The 20,303-nt window shown below is 52.8% G+C and carries 18 protein-coding genes; 8 read left to right on the top strand and 10 right to left on the bottom strand.

Annotation, left to right across the window (positions count from 1 at the left end):
• The first annotated feature begins 70 nt into the window (after positions 1-70).
• From EA14781_RS07720 to yjcO, 5 genes are all read left to right on the top strand, one after another.
• Positions 71-1,120, top strand: a complete 1,050-nt coding sequence (locus tag EA14781_RS07720) for an ABC transporter permease (RefSeq protein WP_002460705.1) — start codon at positions 71-73, stop codon at positions 1,118-1,120.
• On the top strand, positions 1,120-1,953 hold the full coding sequence (locus tag EA14781_RS07715) for an ABC transporter permease (RefSeq protein ID WP_001131979.1): 834 nt from the start codon (positions 1,120-1,122) through the stop codon (positions 1,951-1,953). The genes EA14781_RS07720 and EA14781_RS07715 overlap by 1 nt, the downstream gene beginning before the upstream one ends.
• Positions 1,946-2,782, top strand: a complete 837-nt coding sequence (locus EA14781_RS07710; RefSeq protein WP_000132439.1) for an ABC transporter ATP-binding protein — start codon at positions 1,946-1,948, stop codon at positions 2,780-2,782. The genes EA14781_RS07715 and EA14781_RS07710 overlap by 8 nt, the downstream gene beginning before the upstream one ends.
• The gene (locus tag EA14781_RS07705) at positions 2,769-3,473 is read left to right on the top strand and encodes an ABC transporter ATP-binding protein (RefSeq protein WP_000219263.1); all 705 of its coding nucleotides are present in this window, start codon (positions 2,769-2,771) and stop codon (positions 3,471-3,473) included. Before EA14781_RS07710 ends, EA14781_RS07705 begins: the two co-directional genes overlap by 14 nt.
• Positions 3,474-3,582: 109 nt before the next feature.
• Positions 3,583-4,272, top strand: coding sequence for a Sel1 family TPR-like repeat protein YjcO (yjcO, locus tag EA14781_RS07700; RefSeq protein ID WP_000720933.1), 690 nt, complete (start codon positions 3,583-3,585; stop codon positions 4,270-4,272).
• Between the two features lie 196 nt (positions 4,273-4,468).
• Here yjcO and gltP read toward each other — a convergent pair whose 3' ends face one another.
• From gltP to nrfA, 8 genes are all read right to left on the bottom strand, one after another.
• Positions 4,469-5,782, bottom strand: coding sequence for a glutamate/aspartate:proton symporter GltP (gltP, locus tag EA14781_RS07695; protein ID WP_000789602.1), 1,314 nt, complete (start codon positions 5,780-5,782; stop codon positions 4,469-4,471).
• Between the two features lie 341 nt (positions 5,783-6,123).
• On the bottom strand, positions 6,124-6,720 hold the full coding sequence (gene nrfG, locus EA14781_RS07690) for a heme lyase NrfEFG subunit NrfG (RefSeq protein ID WP_000812971.1): 597 nt from the start codon (positions 6,718-6,720) through the stop codon (positions 6,124-6,126).
• Complete coding sequence (gene nrfF, locus EA14781_RS07685; protein ID WP_001042070.1) at positions 6,717-7,100, bottom strand: heme lyase NrfEFG subunit NrfF; 384 nt, start codon at positions 7,098-7,100, stop codon at positions 6,717-6,719. Before nrfF ends, nrfG begins: the two co-directional genes overlap by 4 nt.
• Positions 7,093-8,811, bottom strand: coding sequence for a heme lyase CcmF/NrfE family subunit (locus tag EA14781_RS07680; RefSeq protein ID WP_071585958.1), 1,719 nt, complete (start codon positions 8,809-8,811; stop codon positions 7,093-7,095). The genes nrfF and EA14781_RS07680 overlap by 8 nt, the downstream gene beginning before the upstream one ends.
• A 19-nt stretch (positions 8,812-8,830) precedes the next feature.
• Complete coding sequence (gene nrfD / locus EA14781_RS07675) at positions 8,831-9,787, bottom strand: cytochrome c nitrite reductase subunit NrfD (RefSeq protein WP_000195549.1); 957 nt, start codon at positions 9,785-9,787, stop codon at positions 8,831-8,833.
• Complete coding sequence (gene nrfC, locus EA14781_RS07670; protein ID WP_000059409.1) at positions 9,784-10,455, bottom strand: cytochrome c nitrite reductase Fe-S protein; 672 nt, start codon at positions 10,453-10,455, stop codon at positions 9,784-9,786. The genes nrfD and nrfC overlap by 4 nt, the downstream gene beginning before the upstream one ends.
• On the bottom strand, positions 10,452-11,018 hold the full coding sequence (gene nrfB, locus EA14781_RS07665; RefSeq protein WP_002460719.1) for a cytochrome c nitrite reductase pentaheme subunit: 567 nt from the start codon (positions 11,016-11,018) through the stop codon (positions 10,452-10,454). Before nrfB ends, nrfC begins: the two co-directional genes overlap by 4 nt.
• Positions 11,019-11,063: 45 nt before the next feature.
• A complete protein-coding gene (gene nrfA, locus EA14781_RS07660) occupies positions 11,064-12,500 on the bottom strand; it encodes an ammonia-forming nitrite reductase cytochrome c552 subunit (RefSeq protein ID WP_000196886.1) in 1,437 nt (478 codons plus the stop codon).
• Between the two features lie 393 nt (positions 12,501-12,893).
• Between nrfA and acs the strand changes: the two genes are divergently transcribed.
• From acs to actP, 3 genes are all read left to right on the top strand, one after another.
• Complete coding sequence (gene acs, locus EA14781_RS07655) at positions 12,894-14,852, top strand: acetate--CoA ligase (protein WP_000078187.1); 1,959 nt, start codon at positions 12,894-12,896, stop codon at positions 14,850-14,852.
• A gap of 199 nt (positions 14,853-15,051) precedes the next feature.
• Positions 15,052-15,366: a DUF485 domain-containing protein gene (locus EA14781_RS07650; protein ID WP_001337746.1), complete on the top strand. Its 315-nt coding sequence runs from the start codon at positions 15,052-15,054 to the stop codon at positions 15,364-15,366.
• Positions 15,363-17,012, top strand: a complete 1,650-nt coding sequence (gene actP / locus EA14781_RS07645; RefSeq protein WP_000832586.1) for a cation/acetate symporter ActP — start codon at positions 15,363-15,365, stop codon at positions 17,010-17,012. The genes EA14781_RS07650 and actP overlap by 4 nt, the downstream gene beginning before the upstream one ends.
• Before the next feature lie 82 nt (positions 17,013-17,094).
• On the opposite strand, the gene EA14781_RS07640 is transcribed toward actP, so the two are convergent.
• A complete protein-coding gene (locus EA14781_RS07640) occupies positions 17,095-18,744 on the bottom strand; it encodes a Na+/H+ antiporter (RefSeq protein ID WP_000402212.1) in 1,650 nt (549 codons plus the stop codon).
• A 150-nt stretch (positions 18,745-18,894) separates the two neighbouring features.
• Entirely contained in the window at positions 18,895-20,244 is a 1,350-nt protein-coding gene (ghxP, locus tag EA14781_RS07635) for a guanine/hypoxanthine transporter GhxP (RefSeq protein ID WP_000106869.1), read from the bottom strand.
• Positions 20,245-20,303 lie beyond the last annotated feature (59 nt).

Below are 20,303 nucleotides of genomic sequence, written 5' to 3'. Positions count from 1 at the left end.
TATCGGGGGCGATACCAGGGCTGGCCTGTATTGCAGGCCAGCCGCTGATTTCTCACTGTATGGAAAGATCATGTCTGCTGTTTTTTCCACTCGCATGAAATGGCGATGTAAACGTCCTCTGCTCGCACTGTTGCAGGGATTGTTTACCGTTGCTCTGACGCTGCTCGGCCTGCTGCTGATTACCTTTGCGCTTTCGGCTCTCTCACCAGTCGATCGGGTATTGCAAATCGTTGGCGATCACGCCAGCCAGTCCACCTATACTCAGGTGCGCCACCAGTTAGGGTTGGATCAGCCATTACCTGTCCAGTTCTGGCATTACCTGGTAAATCTGGCGCACGGCGATCTCGGCATCGCCAGCGCCACCGGGCAACCGGTACTCCAGGACTTGCTATCGGTGTTTCCGGCAACCATTGAGCTGGCAACGTTAGCACTTATTGTCGGTGCTACTATCGGTGTCATTGCCGGTGTACTTTGCGCCCGTTATGTTGGTTCGCCGCTGGATTTCACCGTGCGAACATTAACTCTGCTGGGAAATTCCGTCCCCATTTTTTGGCTTGGTCTGCTAATGCTGGCGCTGTTCTACGCCAGACTGCAATGGAGTGCCGGACCGGGCAGACTGGATGATATTTATCAATTCACCATTGTTCCCCGCAGCGGATTTGCGCTGTTTGATACCTGGCTTTCGGGCGATCGTGAAGCATTTATCAATGCAATCAATCATCTGATGCTGCCAGTTTTGTTACTGGCGTACTTCTCGCTCGCCAGTATTACGCGCCTGACACGTTCGGCCTGTCTTGGCGAAATGAATAAAGAATATATTTTGTTGGCGCGCGCCAAAGGGGCCAGCGAGATGACCATTTTGCTACGCCATGTTTTACCCAACATTCGCGGCACCTTGCTCACCGTCATCGCCCTCGCCTATACATCAATGCTGGAAGGCGCGGTACTGACAGAAACCGTCTTTTCCTGGCCTGGTATTGGCCGCTATCTCACTACGGCGCTGTTCGCTGGCGATACCACCGCAATCATGGGCGGTACGTTACTGACTGGCATCTGCTTTGTGTTGATAAATAACCTCACCGACCTGCTGGTCAGGCTGACCGAACCGGGGTTGCGCTGATGCCGATGTTTCTCTTTTTACGCCGTTTACGTCGTTCGCCCGCCGCGTTCGGCGGGTTGATAATTATCCTGTTATTGATACTAATTGCGCTCTTCGCGCCGTTGCTGGCGCCTCACGATCCTAACTGGCAGGATGCGGCGGCACGATTACAAGCGCCGAACAGTCAGCACTGGCTCGGTACGGACAGTTACGGGCGAGATCTACTTTCACGTTTAATCTACGGCAGCCGCCCGGCGCTGGGGCTGGTCGCATTGGTGACAATCATTACGCTCCCGGTTGGCCTGTTAATTGGCATTTTATCCGGGTACTACGGCGGTTGGCTGGAACGCGTACTGATGCGTTTTACTGACGTGGTAATGTCAATGCCGCGTTTGATTCTGGCCTTTGCATTTGTCGCCATGTTGGGACCGGGGCTGGTTAACGGCGCACTGGCGCTGGCGTTAACCACCTGGCCTGCTTATGCGCGCCAGGCACGGAGTGAAATTCAACGCCTACGACACAGTGATTATCTTGCCGCCGCAGAGATGATGGGTATCCGCGGTGGGCGTCTGTTGACTGGTCATATTTTGCCATTGTGCCTGCCATCCGCCATTGTCCGTCTGGCGCTGGATTTAGCGGGTATCATTCTGGCGGCTGCTGGTCTGGGCTTTCTTGGTCTTGGTGCTCGTCCGCCAATGGCAGAATGGGGAGCCATGATCGCCGACGGTATGCAGGTCATTTTTGATCAATGGTGGATTGCCGCCGCGCCCGGCGCAATTATCTTAATTGCCAGTCTGGCCTTTAATCTGTTGGGTGATGGCTTGCGCGATGTTCTGGAGCCGCAACATGACTGACTCACGTCTTGATATTAAGAATCTCTGCGTCGATTACCCGGGTTCCCGGGTCGTCAATAATGTCAGCTTTACATTAGGCAATGAGCGCCTGGCGCTGGTTGGTGAGTCGGGTTCAGGCAAATCAATGACCGCCCGCGCCCTGATGGGGCTGATTCGCAAACCCGGCAGGGTAACCGCAGACACACTTAACATTCTGGGGCGCAATGCGCTCACTCTCAATGCGCGTGGATGGCAGCAGTTGCGCGGTAACGATATCGCGATGGTATTGCAAGATCCGCGTTATGCACTTAATCCAGTGAAGACGGTAAAAGCGCAACTGGAAGAGGCAATTACGCTCCATCAACGCCTTAATCGCTGCGAAAAAGAAGAGAAAATAAATACCGCGATTCAGGCCGTCGGCCTCAATACTCGAGTGTTACAAAACTATCCCCGTGAACTCTCTGGCGGAATGGGACAGCGAGTGATGATTGCAATGGCGCTCATCAACGATCCCCAGGTGTTGATTGCCGATGAACCGACATCGGCACTGGATGTTCGCCTGCGCAATCAGATTCTGGAACTCCTGGTTACTCAATGTGAACAACGGCAGATGGCAATGTTGCTGATCAGTCACGACCTGCCATTAGTCGCACAATTTTGCCATCGGGTGATGGTGATGTATCAGGGAAATAAGATAGATGAAATGCGCGCCGACGCACTCCCCACGGCAACGCATCCTTACACACGCACACTGTGGACTTGCCGCCCGAATGCGCAAACTTACGGGCAGATATTACCAACGCTGGACAGGACGGCGATGACGCAGGAGAAATACCATGACGGTCGTTGAAATTAATCACTTGCAGGTTACTTTTGCTGAGAAAACCGCAGTTTCCGCCGCCAGTTTTTCAGTTAATGCTGGCGAGACATTTAGTTTAATTGGCGAATCTGGCTGCGGAAAATCCACCATCTTACGCGTACTGGCTGGATTACTACGCGACTGGCACGGTCAGGTATCACTGCTTGGGCACGCCATCAAACCAGGAATGCGTTTTCAGGGCGATCTCCGCCGCAATGTGCAAATGGTGTTTCAGGATCCCTACGCCTCGCTGCATCCCAACCATACTTTGTGGCGAACACTGGCTGAACCACTCAAAATTCGTGGCGAAAGCGAAATAGAAAAACGCGTCCAGACTGTACTGGAACAGGTTGGCTTACCTTTCGACGCCGCTCGTCGCTACCCACATCGGCTTTCCGGTGGTCAGCGGCAACGCGTGGTTATCGCCCGCGCGCTGTTGTTACGGCCACAGCTTCTCCTGCTGGATGAGCCCACCTCGGCGCTGGATATGTCGGTACAAGCGGAAATTCTTAATTTATTGAATCAACTGAAGCGGGAGCACCAAATGACGTATCTGCTGGTCAGCCACGATGCCGATGTCATCGCACATATGTCTGACCGTGCGGCAATGATGACCGGGGGGAAAATTCAACGATTTTTCGATCGCAACGCCCTGGAAAAAGGTGAGCATCGGATGGATTAACCACCTTACATCGCATTAAATCATTCGGCCTGCGAGTCTTTTTACAGTTGTTTTTTTGTCCAGCCGAACACTTTATACTGTCTATTCCCTACCAGACTTCATTATCAAAATGAAAAAAATTATCACTTTGATGTTGTTTTTAACATTCTTTGCCCACGCGAACGATTCCGAACCTGGCAGCCAATATGTAAAGGCGGCAGAAGCCGGAGACCGACGCGCACAATATTTTCTTGCCGACAGCTGGTTTAGCTCCGGCGATTTGAGCAAAGCCGAATATTGGGCACAGAAAACCGCTGACAGCGGTGATGCCGATGCCTGCGCGCTGTTGGCGCAGATCAAAATCACCAATCCGGTCAGCCTGGACTATCCACAAGCAAAAGTGCTTGCCGAGAAAGCCGCGCAAGCAGGCAGTAAAGAAGGTGAAGTGACGTTGGCGCATATTCTGGTGAATACCCAGGCGGGTAAACCGGATTATCCGAAGGCGATTTCGCTGTTAGAAAACGCCTCGGAAGATCTGGAAAACGACTCCGCCGTCGATGCCCAGATGTTGCTTGGTTTGATTTACGCTAATGGCGTGGGCATTAAGGCCGACGATGACAAAGCGACCTGGTATTTCAAACGCAGCTCCGCAATTTCCCGCACCGGTTATTCCGAGTACTGGGCGGGAATGATGTTCTTAAACGGTGAAGAGGGGTTTATTGAGAAGAACAAACAAAAGGCGCTGCACTGGTTGAACCTGAGCTGTATGGAAGGGTTTGATACCGGATGTGAAGAGTTTGAGAAATTAACCAACGGTTAAAGTAGGCCTGATAAGACGAGTTATGCGTCGCATCAGGCATTGATGTCGGATGCGGCGTAAACGCCTTATCCGACCTACAAAAATCATGCTAAATCGAGCTATTGCTCAGTCTGGCGTAGGCTTGATAAGACGCGTTACGCGTCGCATCAGGCATCCACACATTGCCGGGTGGATATAATCCCCCGGCAATCTTCAATTACTGATCCGCTGTCTTATCAAATTTGCCCAGCATTTCACGCTCGTAGGCCAGCGCCTTTTTGCGGTCAAATTTGTGCTCCCACTTGGCAATCACTAGCACCGCCAGCGCGTTACCCACCACGTTCAGCGCGGTACGCGCCATATCCAGGATGCGGTCAACACCGGCAATAAACGCCAGACCTTCCAGCGGGATCCCCACGCTACCCAGCGTTGCCAGCAGCACCACAAACGACACGCCCGGCACGCCAGCAATCCCTTTCGAGGTCACCATCAGCGTCAGCACCAGAATGATTTCCTGCCAGATAGACAGGTCGATGCCATACAACTGAGCAATAAAGATGGCGGCAATACTTTGATACAGCGTTGAACCATCAAGGTTAAAAGAATACCCGGTCGGCACCACGAAACTGGTGATCGACGCTGGCGCGCCGTAAGCTTCCATCTTCTCAATAATTCGTGGCAGCACGCTTTCAGAGCTGGCAGTGGAGTACGCCAGAATCAACTCATCTTTCAGAATACGAATCAGGATCCAGACGCTTAACCCACAAATTCGCGCCACAATCCCCAGCACGACCAGCGCGAAGAACAGAATGGCGAAATGCACCAGTAGTACCAGCTTCGCCAGCGGCCACAGGGAAGAGAAGCCAAAGTTGGCCACCGTCACGGCAATCAACGCAAACACACCCACCGGCGCGTAACGCATCACCATATGGGTAACTTTAAACATGGTTTCAGAGATGGAACGAAACACGGTGACCAGCGGTTCACGATGCGCCGCAGGCAGAGACGAAAGCCCAAGACCAAACAGTACCGAGAAGAAGATAATCGGTAGCATTTCGCCTTTTGCCATCGACGCCACAATATTCGTCGGCACCAGCGACAAAATCGTCCCCATAATACCGTGGGAACTGCTTTGTACCGCTTCCGTCGTGCTCTGGTATTTCGAGATATCGACGGTCGCCAGCTGCGACATATCCACCCCGGCACCGGGCTGAAAAACATTCGCCAGCGTGATCCCAAGAACAATGGCAACAGTAGTAATCAACTCGAAGTAGATAATGGTTTTCGCACCAATGCGCCCGAGCTGTTTGGCATCACCAACACCCGCGATACCCACCACCAGCGTGGAGATGACAATTGGCACCACAATCATTTTGATCAGGTGGATAAAGATATCACCCGCCGGAGAAAGCAAATTGGCAACCAGCCATTCGCGACTATCGCTATGGTAGTGCAGGTAGCTTCCCAGGAGAATGCCCAGCACCATGGCAAACAGAATCTGCCAGGCCAGGCTGAATTTTATATTTTTCATATGAATGACTTCCTCAATGGAGCGCCGTTCCCCGTTCAGAAACGTGAGAACGTGACATACTGCCAGGGCATGAATTGTGTTGCGTTGGTTTGTAGAGTTTTTTAACGCTTATGATCAGTATCATTTGCGCGGCATGTTGCGCAACCCTTTAACAACAGAGCTTTTCGCTGCATTAATGCATAATAACGCGAGTTTATGGCAAGATAGTTGAATAACTATTTGTTATGGAAAGATTTTTATTTGTTTAAAATGCAATAATTGTGTTTTGTGATTATTTTTTAACTACGTTCATTCGGTTATTATTTAAACAACTCAATAACATAATCTTCAACATACAGTGACTATTCCGATCGCCGCTGCAGCAGTTTTGCCATATTAATCGACTCCACCAGTTGTGCCCGATTGACCCGAGATGAGTTTAAATCCATCACTTTTTGCCATAGTTCGATGGCTTGCGCGTAGTTTGCCTGCATAAACGCATCGGAGGCCAGCAGCATCAGAGCGGTGATTTCATTACTGTCCAGCGCGAGGGATTTGTCGATCATCGCGCGAGTCTGAGCGGTCATATGCTGACCCTCCTGGTAATAAAGCACCGTTGCCAACGCCGCGTATAATTCAGCATTTTCACCGCGCAGTCGTAACGCCTGGCGGTATGCCAGCAGCGCGTGGCTATAATCGTTTTGCCACAGGTAATACTCGCCCAGTAACGCCCACTGTTCACTGCTTTGTGGATTGACGCGGATTTTATTCTGCAATACCTGAAGCTGTGCTTCCGGCGTTTGTTGGCTGGCAAACTGATGCAACGGATCGCGTTGACGTTGATACTCCGCACGCACTGCCGCCCATTTCGGACTTAGCAGATAACCGCCGATACAGAGAAATACCATCAAAATCGTGAGTGTTGTCAGCATTTTCACTGGTATTTGAGGCTGTTTCATTGCTTCTTCCTCACCTGCCAGAGGATCAGCGCCACCATCAACAACACCACCACTGGCAGCGCCCATAACACCAGTGTCTGACCGGTTAACGGTGGGTTGTAGCGAACAAAATCACCGTAGCGTTCGGTCATCCAGCCAATGATTTCAGCTTCGCTTTTCCCCTCCGCCACCATGCTGTAAACCTGATGGCGCATACTGACCGCCACCGGCGCGTTGGATTCCAGTAAGTTCTGATTCTGGCACTGCGGACAACGTAACTGGCTGGCAATACTTAACGCCTGTTCCTGTTGTTGCGGATTGGCGAATTGCCAGGTGTCTACGACCTGAGCGTGTACAAAGCCAGCAAACAGCAGCAGTAACATGAGAAACCGTTTATTCATTGCGCGTTCTCCTCCGCAATCCGCTTAATAACGCGCCCACAATCATCAACAATCCACCGCCCCAAACCCAGCGCACACCGCTTTGTACATACAAACGAAATGCGTAACGATCCGCTCCGGTTTTCTCTCCCATGACCGCATACCAGTCATGGATGCCGTTCCAGCGAATCGACGGTTCCATCATTTGCTGACGGCGTGCCTCATAAAAGCGCCGCTCTGGCGTCAATTCGCCAATGCGTTGCTGATGGTCAAACAACGCCACTATCGCTTTTTCGCTGGTGTAATTGCCTTTAGCCTGTAGATCGAGACGCTCAAAACGGAAGGTGTAGCCTGCCAGCGTCACTTCCTGCCCCGGCTGTAAATTCAGACTGATTTCCTGACGACTAACGCTGGAAACCACGATACCGGCGGCAAACAGCAACACACCGGAATGCGCCAGTAGCGCCGGAAGCTGTGCGCGTTTGCCAGAAACATACGCCGCCAGCACAATCACCACCAACATCAGCAAACCGAACGGCAACGTCGCACGGTTAAAATACGGCGCGCCAACGGAGAGGCGTCCCCAGCCCAGCAGGCCGTAAATCATCGGATAAAGCGTTCCCACCAGCACGATCAGTAGCACTGCGCAAAACAGCAACAGCGTAGCGAGGATTAACATTTCCCGCGATAACCCCGAAAAACGCACCGCCGGGCCACCGTCCCGCACTCGCCAGCCATACAGAGCCAGAGACGCCAGGCTAATCAGCGCAAACAGGCTGAACAACGGCACGGCACGCACGTTATCCAGCGCGAACGCATGGACTGAAACCAGAATGCCGGAACGCACAATCAACGTGCCCAGTAGCGACAGCATCAGGGTAACTATCGCCAGCAGCAGAGACCAGTGACGGAAAATTCCCCGCTGACGTGTCAAAGACAAACTGTGTAGCAACGCGGTAGATGAAAGCCAGGGTAATAACGACGCGTTTTCAACCGGATCCCAAAACCACCAACCGCCCCAGCCCAGTTCGCAATAAGCCCACCAGGAACCGAGAATGATCCCTGCGGTTAATGCGCACCAGCCAGGCAGCGCCCATCGCCAGCAAACCCGGGCACTGGCGGCATCAAAATCGCCACGCAATAAACTCGCCAACGCCACGCTCGCCGCCACCATCAAACCGCCATAGCCGAGATAAAGCAGCGGCGGATGGAAGATAAGACCTGGATGTTGCAGCATTGGGTTGAGATCGCGCCCTTCTATTGCGGGCGGAAATATCCGCACAAAAGGATCGGACCATCCGACAACAAACAGCAGCAGCGCGGCAAGTATCAGCGATAAAACCGTTAACGTGAGTGGAAATAGCGGATCGGTTTGCTGCCGATAATGCCAGGCAAACAATGCGCTCCAGGCAGAAAGCAACAGCACCCAAAGCAACAGCGAACCTTCATGACCACCCCATACTGCCGCCAGTTTGAGTTCCCACGACAGCAGGCTGTAACTATGTTGGGCGACGTAAATGACCGAGAAATCGCTGGAGAGAAAACAAAAAGTAAGAATGGCAAACGCCAGCAGTAGCAGCGCGAACTGCGCCAGAATGCCAATGCAGGCAAGCCGCATCATACCAGGCCAGCGCAACCTCACGCCCACGACAGTCGTCAGAGGGGTCAACACATTGACCCCAAGACTTAACAACAGCGCCAGAAAACCGACTTCAGGAAGGAATACGTCCAGAAACCACCTCTTTTCTGGCTTACGCCACCGTCAACTGCCCGGCGTAGAGAATGAAAAAGCGCAGCATCAACACCCCAACCAGGCTGGCGCCACACGCCGCCAGTACGGCAGATATGCCTGAACTGCGATTTACCCACGGTTTGAGCAACATCGGCACAATCAGTCCCAGCCCGGCGACGCCAAGCCAGAACCACCATGTCCAGAAACCGCCGCCCAATGCCGCTGCCAGCGCACGTACCTTACCGTCATCGCCCAGCGCCAGACCGACGAAAAAGGCCACCAGCAGGAAAATTTCTCCCCATACCACAGGAATTTCCATGCGGTGAACAAAGTGCGCTTCCGTGGAATGCGGATTACTGCGCTGACGTATCGCCATCGCTAACAGCACCATCGCCGCGCCGGATGAAACCCCGGAGAACAAGAACAGCACCGGCAGGATCGGGTTATTGAGGAACGGATACGATTTCAGCGCCGACAGCAAAAAGCCGGTATACGCCCCCAGTAATACCGCCAGTACCAGCATCAACGTTTCCAGTCCACGATGTACGGGCGTCAGCAGGTTCAGAACCTTTTGAACGATCCCCAGCTTCGGCAGCCAACGTTGTTGCAGGGTAAGCAAATCGTGTTCAAAGATTTTCGCCAGCCACAGCACCAGCACCACCATGTAGAGCTGAAACAGCATCACCCCCATCGACATCACTGAGGTAAAGCTGTAATGGAACATCAGCTTCCAGAAAGTCCACGGACGTGCCAGGTGGAAAACGAGGATCAATAAACCAAGGATCACCGCGCCAGGCCCGACAATCAGCGTAGTGCGCAGTAGCGTACTGTCCGCGCCGCCTGCCTGTGGGTAGAAACGGCGCAGCAGTACCGCCAGCGTGACCAGACCGGCGGAAATACCAACTAAAAACAGATAGATGGCAATCGGCCAGTCCCATACCAACGATTCAAAATGAAATGCGGAAACCTGGGTCATTGACTCACCTCCCCGTATTTAAACGGCACGCGATACAGCTTCGGTTTGGTTCCCAGCGCCAGCTTGTAGCGGTAAGTGGGTTTCTGACGCAGCAGTTTTGAAATTTCACTGTTGGGATCGTCCAGGTTGCCAAAAGTCAGCGCTTTCGTTGGACATGCCTCAACACAGGCGGGCAGCTTACCTGCCTGCAGATTGGTTTTGCGGCAGAAGTCGCATTTGTCCACAGTCTTCGTGACCGGATGGATAAAGCGTACGCGGTACGGGCATGCAGCGATGCAATACTGGCAACCGACGCAGAGATCCGGGTTAACATCGACAATCCCGCTGGCGGCATCGCGAAAAGAAGCGCCAGTCGGGCAGACGTCAACGCACGGCGCATGGTCGCAGTGCTGACACGACTTACGGAAGAAACGGTATTTCACATCAGGAAATTCGCCCTGCGGTTCACTGCGAATAATTGTCAGCCGCGAGACGCCTTCCGGCACTTTATTGACTTCCCGACAAGCATCCATACAAGCGGTACAGCCGATACATAACGACTCGTCATGCACCATGCCGTAACGCACGCCGTTAATATTCAACGTTTTCGCCACCACACGCCCTGCAGTGCCGCTGGCTGCCGCCAACACGCCGACGCCGGTGAGAAACTGGCGACGTGACAAACTCATGGCTGCTCCTTAAGCAATGGAACAGACGCCGGGTTAAAGTTCGGATTGGTACGTTGATCGCTATGGCAATCGACGCAAATCTTAATCCGTCCTTTATCACTTAACGTCTGCATCGTGTCTTGCTGAGGATGCAGGGAATGGCAGCTGGCGCACGCCACTTTGGTCACGTGAACATCGTGCGGCCAGAACGCTTTTTGCAACTGTTCCGGTAAATGGCAGGACAGACAAACGCTGTTCTGTTCCCCGACCTTGTACATCGGCTCATTAAAGCGCATCACATCTTTCACCCCCTCGCGGTGTTGTGGTGACGGCTGGCCGTGACAGTTGGTACAGGTGACCGGCAGCTTGTTATTTGGGTTGATAGCGGAAGCATGTTTGCCATGCATACCTTCAGTGTCTGGCTTATGACAGTCCAGACAGGCAGCATCCGGGTTACGCTGCCGGGTGACTTCGTAGCGATCATCAGATGCCTGTGCCGCAGGGGTAGCGGTAATTCCGTGCAGGCTCCACAACAGGCCCGACACCAGCACCCCAGCAGTTAATAACGAACGTAATACGCTCATATTCACTCCATTGTGTTTTCCGCCCCTTACGAGGCGGAACGGGGGTTATTGGCTTAACAGACCGTTTTTACGCGCCTGCTCTTCCCACTGCGGGATCACCGTTTTGATGAAGTCCTGCTTCTCAGCCTTGATTTGCTCCATATTCAGGCCAATTGCCTGCTGGGCTTTCTCTTTGGTCGAGATATCCGGGATCTGGATTTCATGGGTGATACCTTTAGTCGCTAACAGACGCGCCAGTTTGGTACGAGCATCCGCGGCTTTATCCATTGCCGTGCCGAGCATCCGTAAACCTTCTTCCGGGGCATGCATATGAATGCCATGGGAAGCGATCGCCAGATCCCAGCGCCATTGCGCATGACGAATATCATCCTGAATCGGTTTCATTTCGGCGGCAGTCGCACCAGCATCCAGCGCCGCTTTCGCTTCGAAGTGAGCGTGAACCAGTTGATCTTCCACCTTGATTTTCAGGTCATTAATCGACTGTTTACGCTCCGCGACTACTTTTTGCAGCGTAGCTTTGTCCTGGGTATGGCAGTTCGCACAGGTCTGAGCGAAGTTATCAAACGGATTGCCAATCTTATGATCGGTATAGAGTTTGCCTTCAGCGTTTTGTACTTTCGGCATGTGGCAGTCGATGCAAGTCACGTTATTTTTGCCGTGAATGCCTGCGCTCCAGGTTTCATATTCCGGGTGCTGGGCTTTCAGCATCGGCGTTTTCGACAGGGCGTTGGTCCAGTCAGAGAAGGCAATTTTGTCGTAATACTGCTCCATATTTTCGACTTTCATACCGTTATCCCACGGGAATTTAACGGCTTTATCTTTGCCATCGAAGTAATACTCCACGTGGCACTGACCACAGACCATCGATTGCTGATCGAAGCGCCCACCTTTTTCAAACGGCTTGCCAATAGCATTCATTGCACGTTCGGCATACGGACGTGAAAGAGTTAGCTCCGGCTTGCCTTTAGCAAATTCTGGTGAAGCAGTGTTATGGCAGTCGGCACAACCTAAGTTGTTGACGATCTCCGGGCCGCCGCGCGCCCATTTACCGTGGAAATAGCCGTCTTCTCCTTCTTTCTGGATCAGACGCGCCACGTCCGGGCTTTTACAACTCCAGCAGGCCATAGGCATCGTGCCGTCTTCGGCGTTTTTTGGCGCGCCAGTACGCAGAGTTTCGCGAACATCGGTGATGGCATAAGCATGACCACGCGGCTTGTTGTAATCACGGGAGAAAGGATATCCCGCCCATAAAATCACCAGCCGGGGATCTTCCGCCAGTGCGTCAACACGCTCTGACAGTTCCGAGGTCGCTTTCCAGGAGAGATATTGATCGGGATGTTGCGGGGCGAAAGTTTCATTCTTCGCTTCCACAGTTACAGGTTTCGCGGGAGATGCCGTTTGTTCAGCGTGAACAGAAGTGAAAAAGAAAAAAGGAATCAATAAGCTGAAGAAACGGCGTGCGTTGGTTTTTATCCTTGTCATAGGGGCTTCATCCAAATTGCGCCATTAAGGCAATGGCAGTTTTTATTGTTTTTTCATGACAGTAACCGCACATACACTGCCATGACATTGCTCGCCCTTATGTGTAACAAATAACCACACTTAGAATGTTGTTTTTAATCAATTGTAAGTGCATGTAAAATACCACTTTAGAGTTAGTGATTATTATCCCCTTTTTCAAGCAGATGCATAACTGCATGTTCCTCAAAGAATTAATCAACTTTTGTTGGTGACCTTCAAAAATTCCCCTGCCTCTTATTTGCACAATTCTGCTTTTGCGTGATCTGCCGCCCAAATACTAAACAAAACTACCAATACCCCTACATTTAACTCTTATGCCACATATTATTAACATCCAACAAGGAGAACAAAAGCATGAGTCAAATTCATAAACACCCTATTCCTGCCAACATCGCAGACCATTGCCTGATAAACCCTCAGCAGTACGAGGCGATGTATCAACAATCTATTAACGCACCAGATACTTTTTGGGGCGAACAGGGAAAAATTCTCGACTGGATCAAGCCGTATCAGAAGGTGAAGAACACCTCTTTTGCCCCTGGCAATGTCTCAATTAAATGGTACGAAGACGGCACGTTGAATCTGGCGGCGAACTGCCTTGACCGCCACCTGCAAGAAAACGGCGATCGTACCGCCATCATCTGGGAAGGCGACGACGCCAGCCAGAGCAAACATATCAGCTATAAAACACTGCACCGCGATGTATGTCGCTTCGCCAATACCCTACTCGATCTCGGCATTAAAAAAGGCGATGTGGTGGCAATTTACATGCCGATGGTACCGGAAGCCGCAGTTGCGATGCTGGCTTGCGCGCGTATTGGTGCGGTGCATTCGGTGATTTTCGGCGGCTTCTCGCCGGAAGCGGTTGCCGGGCGCATTATCGATTCCAGCTCACGATTGGTTATCACATCCGATGAAGGCGTGCGCGCCGGGCGTAGCATTCCACTGAAGAAGAACGTCGATGATGCGCTGAAAAATCCGAACGTCACCAGCGTAGAACATGTGGTGGTACTGAAGCGCACTGGCGGAAAAATCGACTGGCAGGAAGGGCGCGATCTGTGGTGGCATGACCTGATTGCGCAAGCGAGCGATCAGCACCAGGCGGAAGAGATGAACGCCGAAGATCCGCTGTTTATTCTCTATACCTCCGGTTCTACCGGTAAGCCGAAAGGCGTGCTGCACACCACCGGCGGTTATCTGGTGTACGCGGCGACCACCTTTAAATATGTCTTTGATTATCATCCTGGCGATATCTACTGGTGCACCGCCGATGTGGGCTGGGTTACCGGGCACAGTTATTTGCTTTACGGTCCGCTGGCCTGCGGCGCAACCACGTTAATGTTTGAAGGCGTGCCCAACTGGCCGACGCCTGCCCGTATGGCGCAGGTGGTGGACAAGCATCAGGTCAATATTCTCTATACCGCGCCTACAGCAATTCGCGCGTTGATGGCAGAAGGCGATAAAGCGATTGAAGGCACCGACCGCTCGTCGCTGCGTATTCTCGGTTCCGTGGGCGAGCCCATTAACCCGGAAGCGTGGGAGTGGTACTGGAAAAAGATCGGCAATGAGAAGTGCCCGGTAGTCGATACCTGGTGGCAGACCGAAACTGGCGGTTTCATGATCACACCGCTGCCTGGCGCTACCGAACTGAAAGCCGGTTCAGCGACGCGTCCGTTCTTCGGCGTACAACCTGCGCTAGTTGATAACGAAGGTAACCCGCTGGAAGGCGCAGCCGAAGGCAGTCTGGTGATCACCGATTCCTGGCCGGGTCAGGCACGTACGCTGTTTGGCGATCATGAACGCTTTGAACAGACCTATTTCTCCACCTTCAAAAATATGTACTTCAGCGGCGACGGCGCGCGTCGTGATGAAGATGGTTATTACTGGATCACCGGGCGTGTGGACGATGTGCTGAACGTCTCCGGTCATCGTCTGGGGACAGCGGAGATTGAGTCGGCACTGGTAGCGCATCCGAAAATTGCCGAAGCCGCCGTAGTGGGTATTCCGCACAATATTAAAGGTCAGGCGATTTACGCCTACGTCACGCTTAATCACGGGGAGGAGCCGTCACCAGAACTGTACGCAGAAGTCCGCAACTGGGTGCGTAAAGAGATTGGCCCGCTGGCGACGCCAGACGTGCTGCACTGGACCGACTCCCTGCCAAAAACCCGCTCCGGCAAAATTATGCGCCGTATTCTGCGCAAAATTGCGGCGGGCGATACCAGCAACCTGGGCGATACCTCGACGCTTGCCGATCCTGGCGTAGTCGAGAAGCTGCTTGAAGAAAAGCAGGCTATCGCAATGCCCTCATAACCCGCAATTGCCCGATGCGAGTCGGTAACGGTTTGTAGGCCTGATAAGACGCGACAGCATCGCATCAGGCATTGATTGCCGGATGCGGCGTAAACGCCTTATCCGGCCTACATTCGGCAAGGGTTACCCAAGCGTTAACCTTCTCCCATAAGGGAGCAGGAACTAAAACAATCCCTACATTACCTCTGGAGAATCTGTGATGAATGGTACGATTTATCAGCGGATAGAAGACAATGCGCATTTCAGGGAGTTAGTCGAAAAACGGCAACGGTTTGCCACCATCCTGTCGATTATTATGCTGGCAGTTTATATCAGCTTTATTTTACTGATCGCCTTTGCACCCGGCTGGCTCGGCACTCCGCTGAATCCGAACACCAGCGTCACACGCGGTATTCCCGTCGGTGTTGGAGTGATTGTTATCTCCTTTGTACTCACTGGTATCTACATCTGGCGGGCAAATGGCGAATTCGACCGTCTTAACAACGAAGTCCTGCATGAGGTACAAGCGTCATGAAAAGAGTCCTGACGGCGCTTGCCGCCACACTCCCTTTCGCAGCTAACGCTGCGGATGCTCTTAGCGGGGCCGTTGAGCGCCAGCCAACGAACTGGCAGGCGATTATTATGTTCCTGATTTTCGTCGTGTTTACGCTCGGTATTACTTACTGGGCGTCAAAACGCGTACGTTCCCGTAGCGACTACTACACCGCAGGCGGCAATATCACCGGCTTCCAGAACGGGCTGGCGATTGCCGGTGACTATATGTCCGCCGCCTCATTTTTGGGGATCTCCGCGCTGGTATTTACTTCCGGCTATGACGGTCTGATCTACTCACTGGGCTTCCTGGTCGGTTGGCCCATCATTCTGTTCCTGATTGCCGAACGTCTACGTAATCTGGGCCGCTATACCTTTGCGGACGTAGCCTCTTATCGCCTGAAACAGGGGCCGATCCGAATTCTTTCGGCTTGCGGTTCTCTGGTAGTCGTGGCGCTTTATCTTATCGCCCAGATGGTCGGCGCGGGTAAATTGATCGAGCTACTGTTCGGTCTTAACTATCACATCGCAGTCGTGTTGGTCGGCGTACTGATGATGATGTACGTTCTGTTTGGCGGCATGTTAGCAACCACCTGGGTACAGATTATCAAAGCCGTTCTGTTGCTGTTCGGTGCCAGTTTTATGGCCTTTATGGTGATGAAACACGTCGGCTTTAGTTTCAACAATCTGTTCAGCGAAGCGATGGCGGTACACCCAAAAGGTACAGACATCATGAAACCAGGCGGTCTGGTAAAAGATCCTATCTCTGCTCTGTCGCTGGGTCTCGGTTTGATGTTTGGTACGGCAGGTTTACCGCATATTCTGATGCGCTTCTTTACGGTCAGCGATGCCCGCGAAGCGCGTAAGAGCGTGTTCTACGCCACAGGATTTATGGGCTACTTCTATATCCTGACCTTTATTATCGGTTTTGGCGCGATCATGCTGGTTGGTGCAAACCCGGAATATAAAGATGCTGCGGGTAAGTTGATTGGCGGCAATAACATGGCGGCGGTTCATCTGGCGAATGCGGTGGGCGGTAACCTGTTCCTCGGCTTTATTTCAGCCGTTGCTTTTGCCACTATCCTCGCGGTAGTTGCAGGTCTGACGCTGGCAGGCGCGTCGGCGGTTTCTCATGACCTGTATGCCAACGTCTTCAAAAAAGGCGCAACTGAACGTGAAGAACTGCGGGTATCAAAAATCACCGTGCTGATCCTCGGCGTAATTGCCATTATCCTCGGCGTGCTGTTTGAGAATCAGAACATCGCCTTCATGGTGGGTCTGGCATTTGCCATCGCGGCGAGCTGTAACTTCCCAATTATTCTGCTTTCCATGTACTGGTCGAAGCTGACGACACGTGGCGCGATGATGGGCGGCTGGTTAGGTCTGATTACAGCAGTGGTGTTGATGATCCTCGGGCCAACGATTTGGGTACAAATTCTCGGCCACGAAAAAGCCATTTTCCCGTATGAATACCCCGCGCTGTTCTCAATCAGCGTGGCATTCCTCGGCATCTGGTTCTTCTCGGCAACCGATAATTCAGAGGAAGGCGCGCGCGAGCGTGAACTATTCCGCGCGCAATTTATCCGCTCCCAGACGGGTTTTGGCGTAGAGCAAGGTCGCGCACATTAATTTCCCATCGTCCAACCGATAAAAGGTGCGATTTATCGCACCTTTTTCAGATTAAGTCGGGCAAAGTCACGTCGCTTTCGGCCTACTGATTTTCCTCAATCAGCAACGCTTCCAGTAAATCGAGATCGTGCAGCAATTTTTGCAGTGTTTCATTGCTGATCTCCCGTGTGGCGCGCAAGTGGTACAGTTCTGCGCGTTCGGAACGCAACGCCGCCAGACGGAAACGCCGCTCCAGGTTTTCTTCCAGAATTGAACTTTCGACATCGTTCCGCCCATCGGCGCGACGACGCAAGTTACCAATGACACGAGAGCTGACTTCAGTGAGCAACTGGTTGTCAATATTCTCTTCGGTGTCTGCCGCCAGTCGTTCTTCCATTTTCTGGATCGCTACAATTGCTACTTCTGCGGTTGCAGCACGCGCAATGCGCTCCTCTTTCAACTGCTGCGAATGATCCGCGACTTCAATGTGTTGCAGCAGAACAGGCAACATCACCACGCCGACAAACAGCGAGAAGAGAATGACGCCAGCCGCCAGGAAGACCAACTCATAACGCGCCGGGAAGACGTTGCCATCCGGCAACAGCAGCGGAATAGAGAGCACACCGGCCAGAGTGATCGCCCCGCGCACCCCAGCGAAAGAAGCGATCAGGATTTCTCGTGTGGTCCACGAACCAAACTCCATCGGCTTCCTCTTCAGGAAACGGTTGCTGAACTTTTTCATCGTCCACAGCCAGCCAAAACGAACCAGCATTAACGCCGCATAAATCAGGATAATGTCGGTAAACAGCATCCAGATTTCGACGTTAGGGTCGATTTCAGCCGCCATCAGCGATGTCTCCAGAATGCCAGGCAATTGCAGCCCCAACAACAAGAACACCATGCCGTTAAAGACAAACTCCAGCATCGACCAGGTGCTGTTAGCACGCAGACGCATCGCCAGCGGCGCACGGCGCATTACGCCGGAACGAGTGATGGTCATCCCAGCGGCAACCGCCGCGAGAATGCCGGAAACGCCAATATGTTCAGCAATCAGATAAGAAGCGAACGGCAGCAGGAACAGCAGTACGATTTGCGTTGCAGGCTCATCGCCGCCCCAGCGGCTCAGGAAACGCAACGAGCGACCATACAACCAACTCACCACAAAGCCCGCGAGAATACCGCCAATCGCCACTTTCATAAATTCAACCGTCGCACCGCCGACGGTAAAGATCATGGTTCCCATCGCGACTGCCACAGCAAATTTCAGCGACACCAGACCGGAGGCGTCATTCATCAACGCTTCGCCCTGCAAAATGCCCATGATTTTTTTCGGAATGCGCCCTTCACCAACAATCCCGGAGAGCGCTACGGCATCGGTTGGAGAGAGAACGGCCGCCAGCGCAAAGGCAGGAACCAGCGGGATACCCGGCACAACCCAGTAAATAAGAAAGCCAATGCCGACGACGGTAACCACCACCAATGCCAGCGCAAGGCCGAAAATCTCCCGACCATGTTCGAGAAATTCGCGGGTCGGCGTTTTCCAGCCATCCGCAAACAGCAGCGGCGGGATAAATAAGACTAAAAAGAGTTCTGGGTCAAACTCCACATGCAAACCAAATGTCGGCCACGCCAGTAGCGCACCAATGGCGATTTGCATAAGCGGAAGCGGGATCTGAAAGGGCATGACACGAGTGACTACCCCGGACAGCGAGACCACGAGGGTCATTATCAGTATGGTGAAGAAGATTTCCATGTGTTCCCTGTTTGCGATGTTTTTTATGATCTGAGAAAGGCGTTATACCCGGATTCTCAGTTTTTCAGAATATCGCAAAAGCTCACACAATGTGCGGGGAAAATAAAAACGGGCAACACTTGTCGCCCGTTTTCAGAATCATATTAAAAATCAGATAGCCCCCCCCCCTGCGTAGAAGGCCACCAGTGCCACGGCGATGACGACCGTACCGATGTTCAACTTACGCCATTCGCCGGAAACCAGACGACCAATCACCAGAGTTGCGAAACCAATCATGATGCCAGTCACGATGTTACAGGTCAGGACAATGAACACCGCCGTGACCAGTCCCGCCATCGCATCGACAAAATCAGCAAAGTCGATTTTCGCCACGTTGCTCAGCATCAGCAGGCCAACGTACATCAGCGCCGGAGCCGTTGCGTACCCCGGAACGAGATAAGAGAGCGGAGAGAGGAACAGAATCAGCAGGAACAGCACGCCAACGGTGATAGCCGTCAAACCGGTTTTACCGCCCGCCGCCGTACCCGCCGCAGACTCGATGTATACCGCTGCCGGAGCTGCCCCCACCAGACCAGAGAAGATGCTGCTCATAGAGTCAGTGGTCAGTGCTTTCCCGCCGTCGATGATTTGCCCATCTTTATCCAGCAAGTTAGCCTGCCCGGCTACCGCACGGATAGTCCCGGTAGCATCAAAAACCGCCGTCATCACCAGCGCCAGCACGCTTGGCAGGACTACCGGATTCAGCGCGCCCATAATATCCAGGCTACCAATCAGCGAATTGCCGTTTTCGTCGCTCAATGAAGGCATGGCGAAAATGCCGGAGAAGTGGACATTAGGATCGAAGATCAGACCAACAATCGAGATACCGATAATGGTCAACAGAATACCACCAGGCACTTTCAGTTTTTCCAGTCCGATGATCACCGCCAGGCCGACCAGCGACATCATCACCGGGAAAGTCGTGAAATCACCCAGCGCGACGGGCAGACCATCAAGCGGGTTTTTAATCACCAGGCCAACGCCATTGGCGGCAATCAGCAGCAGGAACAGGCCGATACCAATCCCTGTACCGTGCGCCACGCCATGTGGCAGGTTGCGTAAGATCCAGCTACGGATGCCCGTTGCCGAGATGACCGTAAACAGCACGCCCATCAAAAATACGGCGCCCAGCGCAACCGGAACGCTAATATGTTGTCCCAATACCAGGCTGAATGCCGTAAATGCGGTCAGGGAGATGGCGCAGCCGATTGCCAACGGCAGATTGGCCCACAGCCCCATTGCGATAGAACCCAGTCCGGCGACCAGACAGGTCGCTACGAAAACCGCTGCTGGCGGGAAACCCGCCTTACCCAACATGCCCGGAACAACGATAACCGAATAGACCATCGCCAGAAATGTTGTTAACCCGGCAACCACTTCCTGACGGACAGTGCTTCCACGTTGTGAAATTTTAAACCAGGCGTCGAGAGAACCGCCGGTACGCGCTGATGGCGTAGACATAAGAAAACATCCCCTGAGAGTTTATTTTTCGTCAAGATGCGTGGCGGACAATCCCCTGC

Origin of the sequence: Escherichia albertii NBRC 107761 = DSM 17582 (assembly GCF_000759775.1) — a bacterium.
In the GTDB taxonomy this organism is placed as follows: domain Bacteria; phylum Pseudomonadota; class Gammaproteobacteria; order Enterobacterales; family Enterobacteriaceae; genus Escherichia; species Escherichia albertii.
The sequence above is the reverse complement of the archived record's forward strand: the minus strand, read 5'-3'. Positions and strand labels throughout refer to the sequence as shown.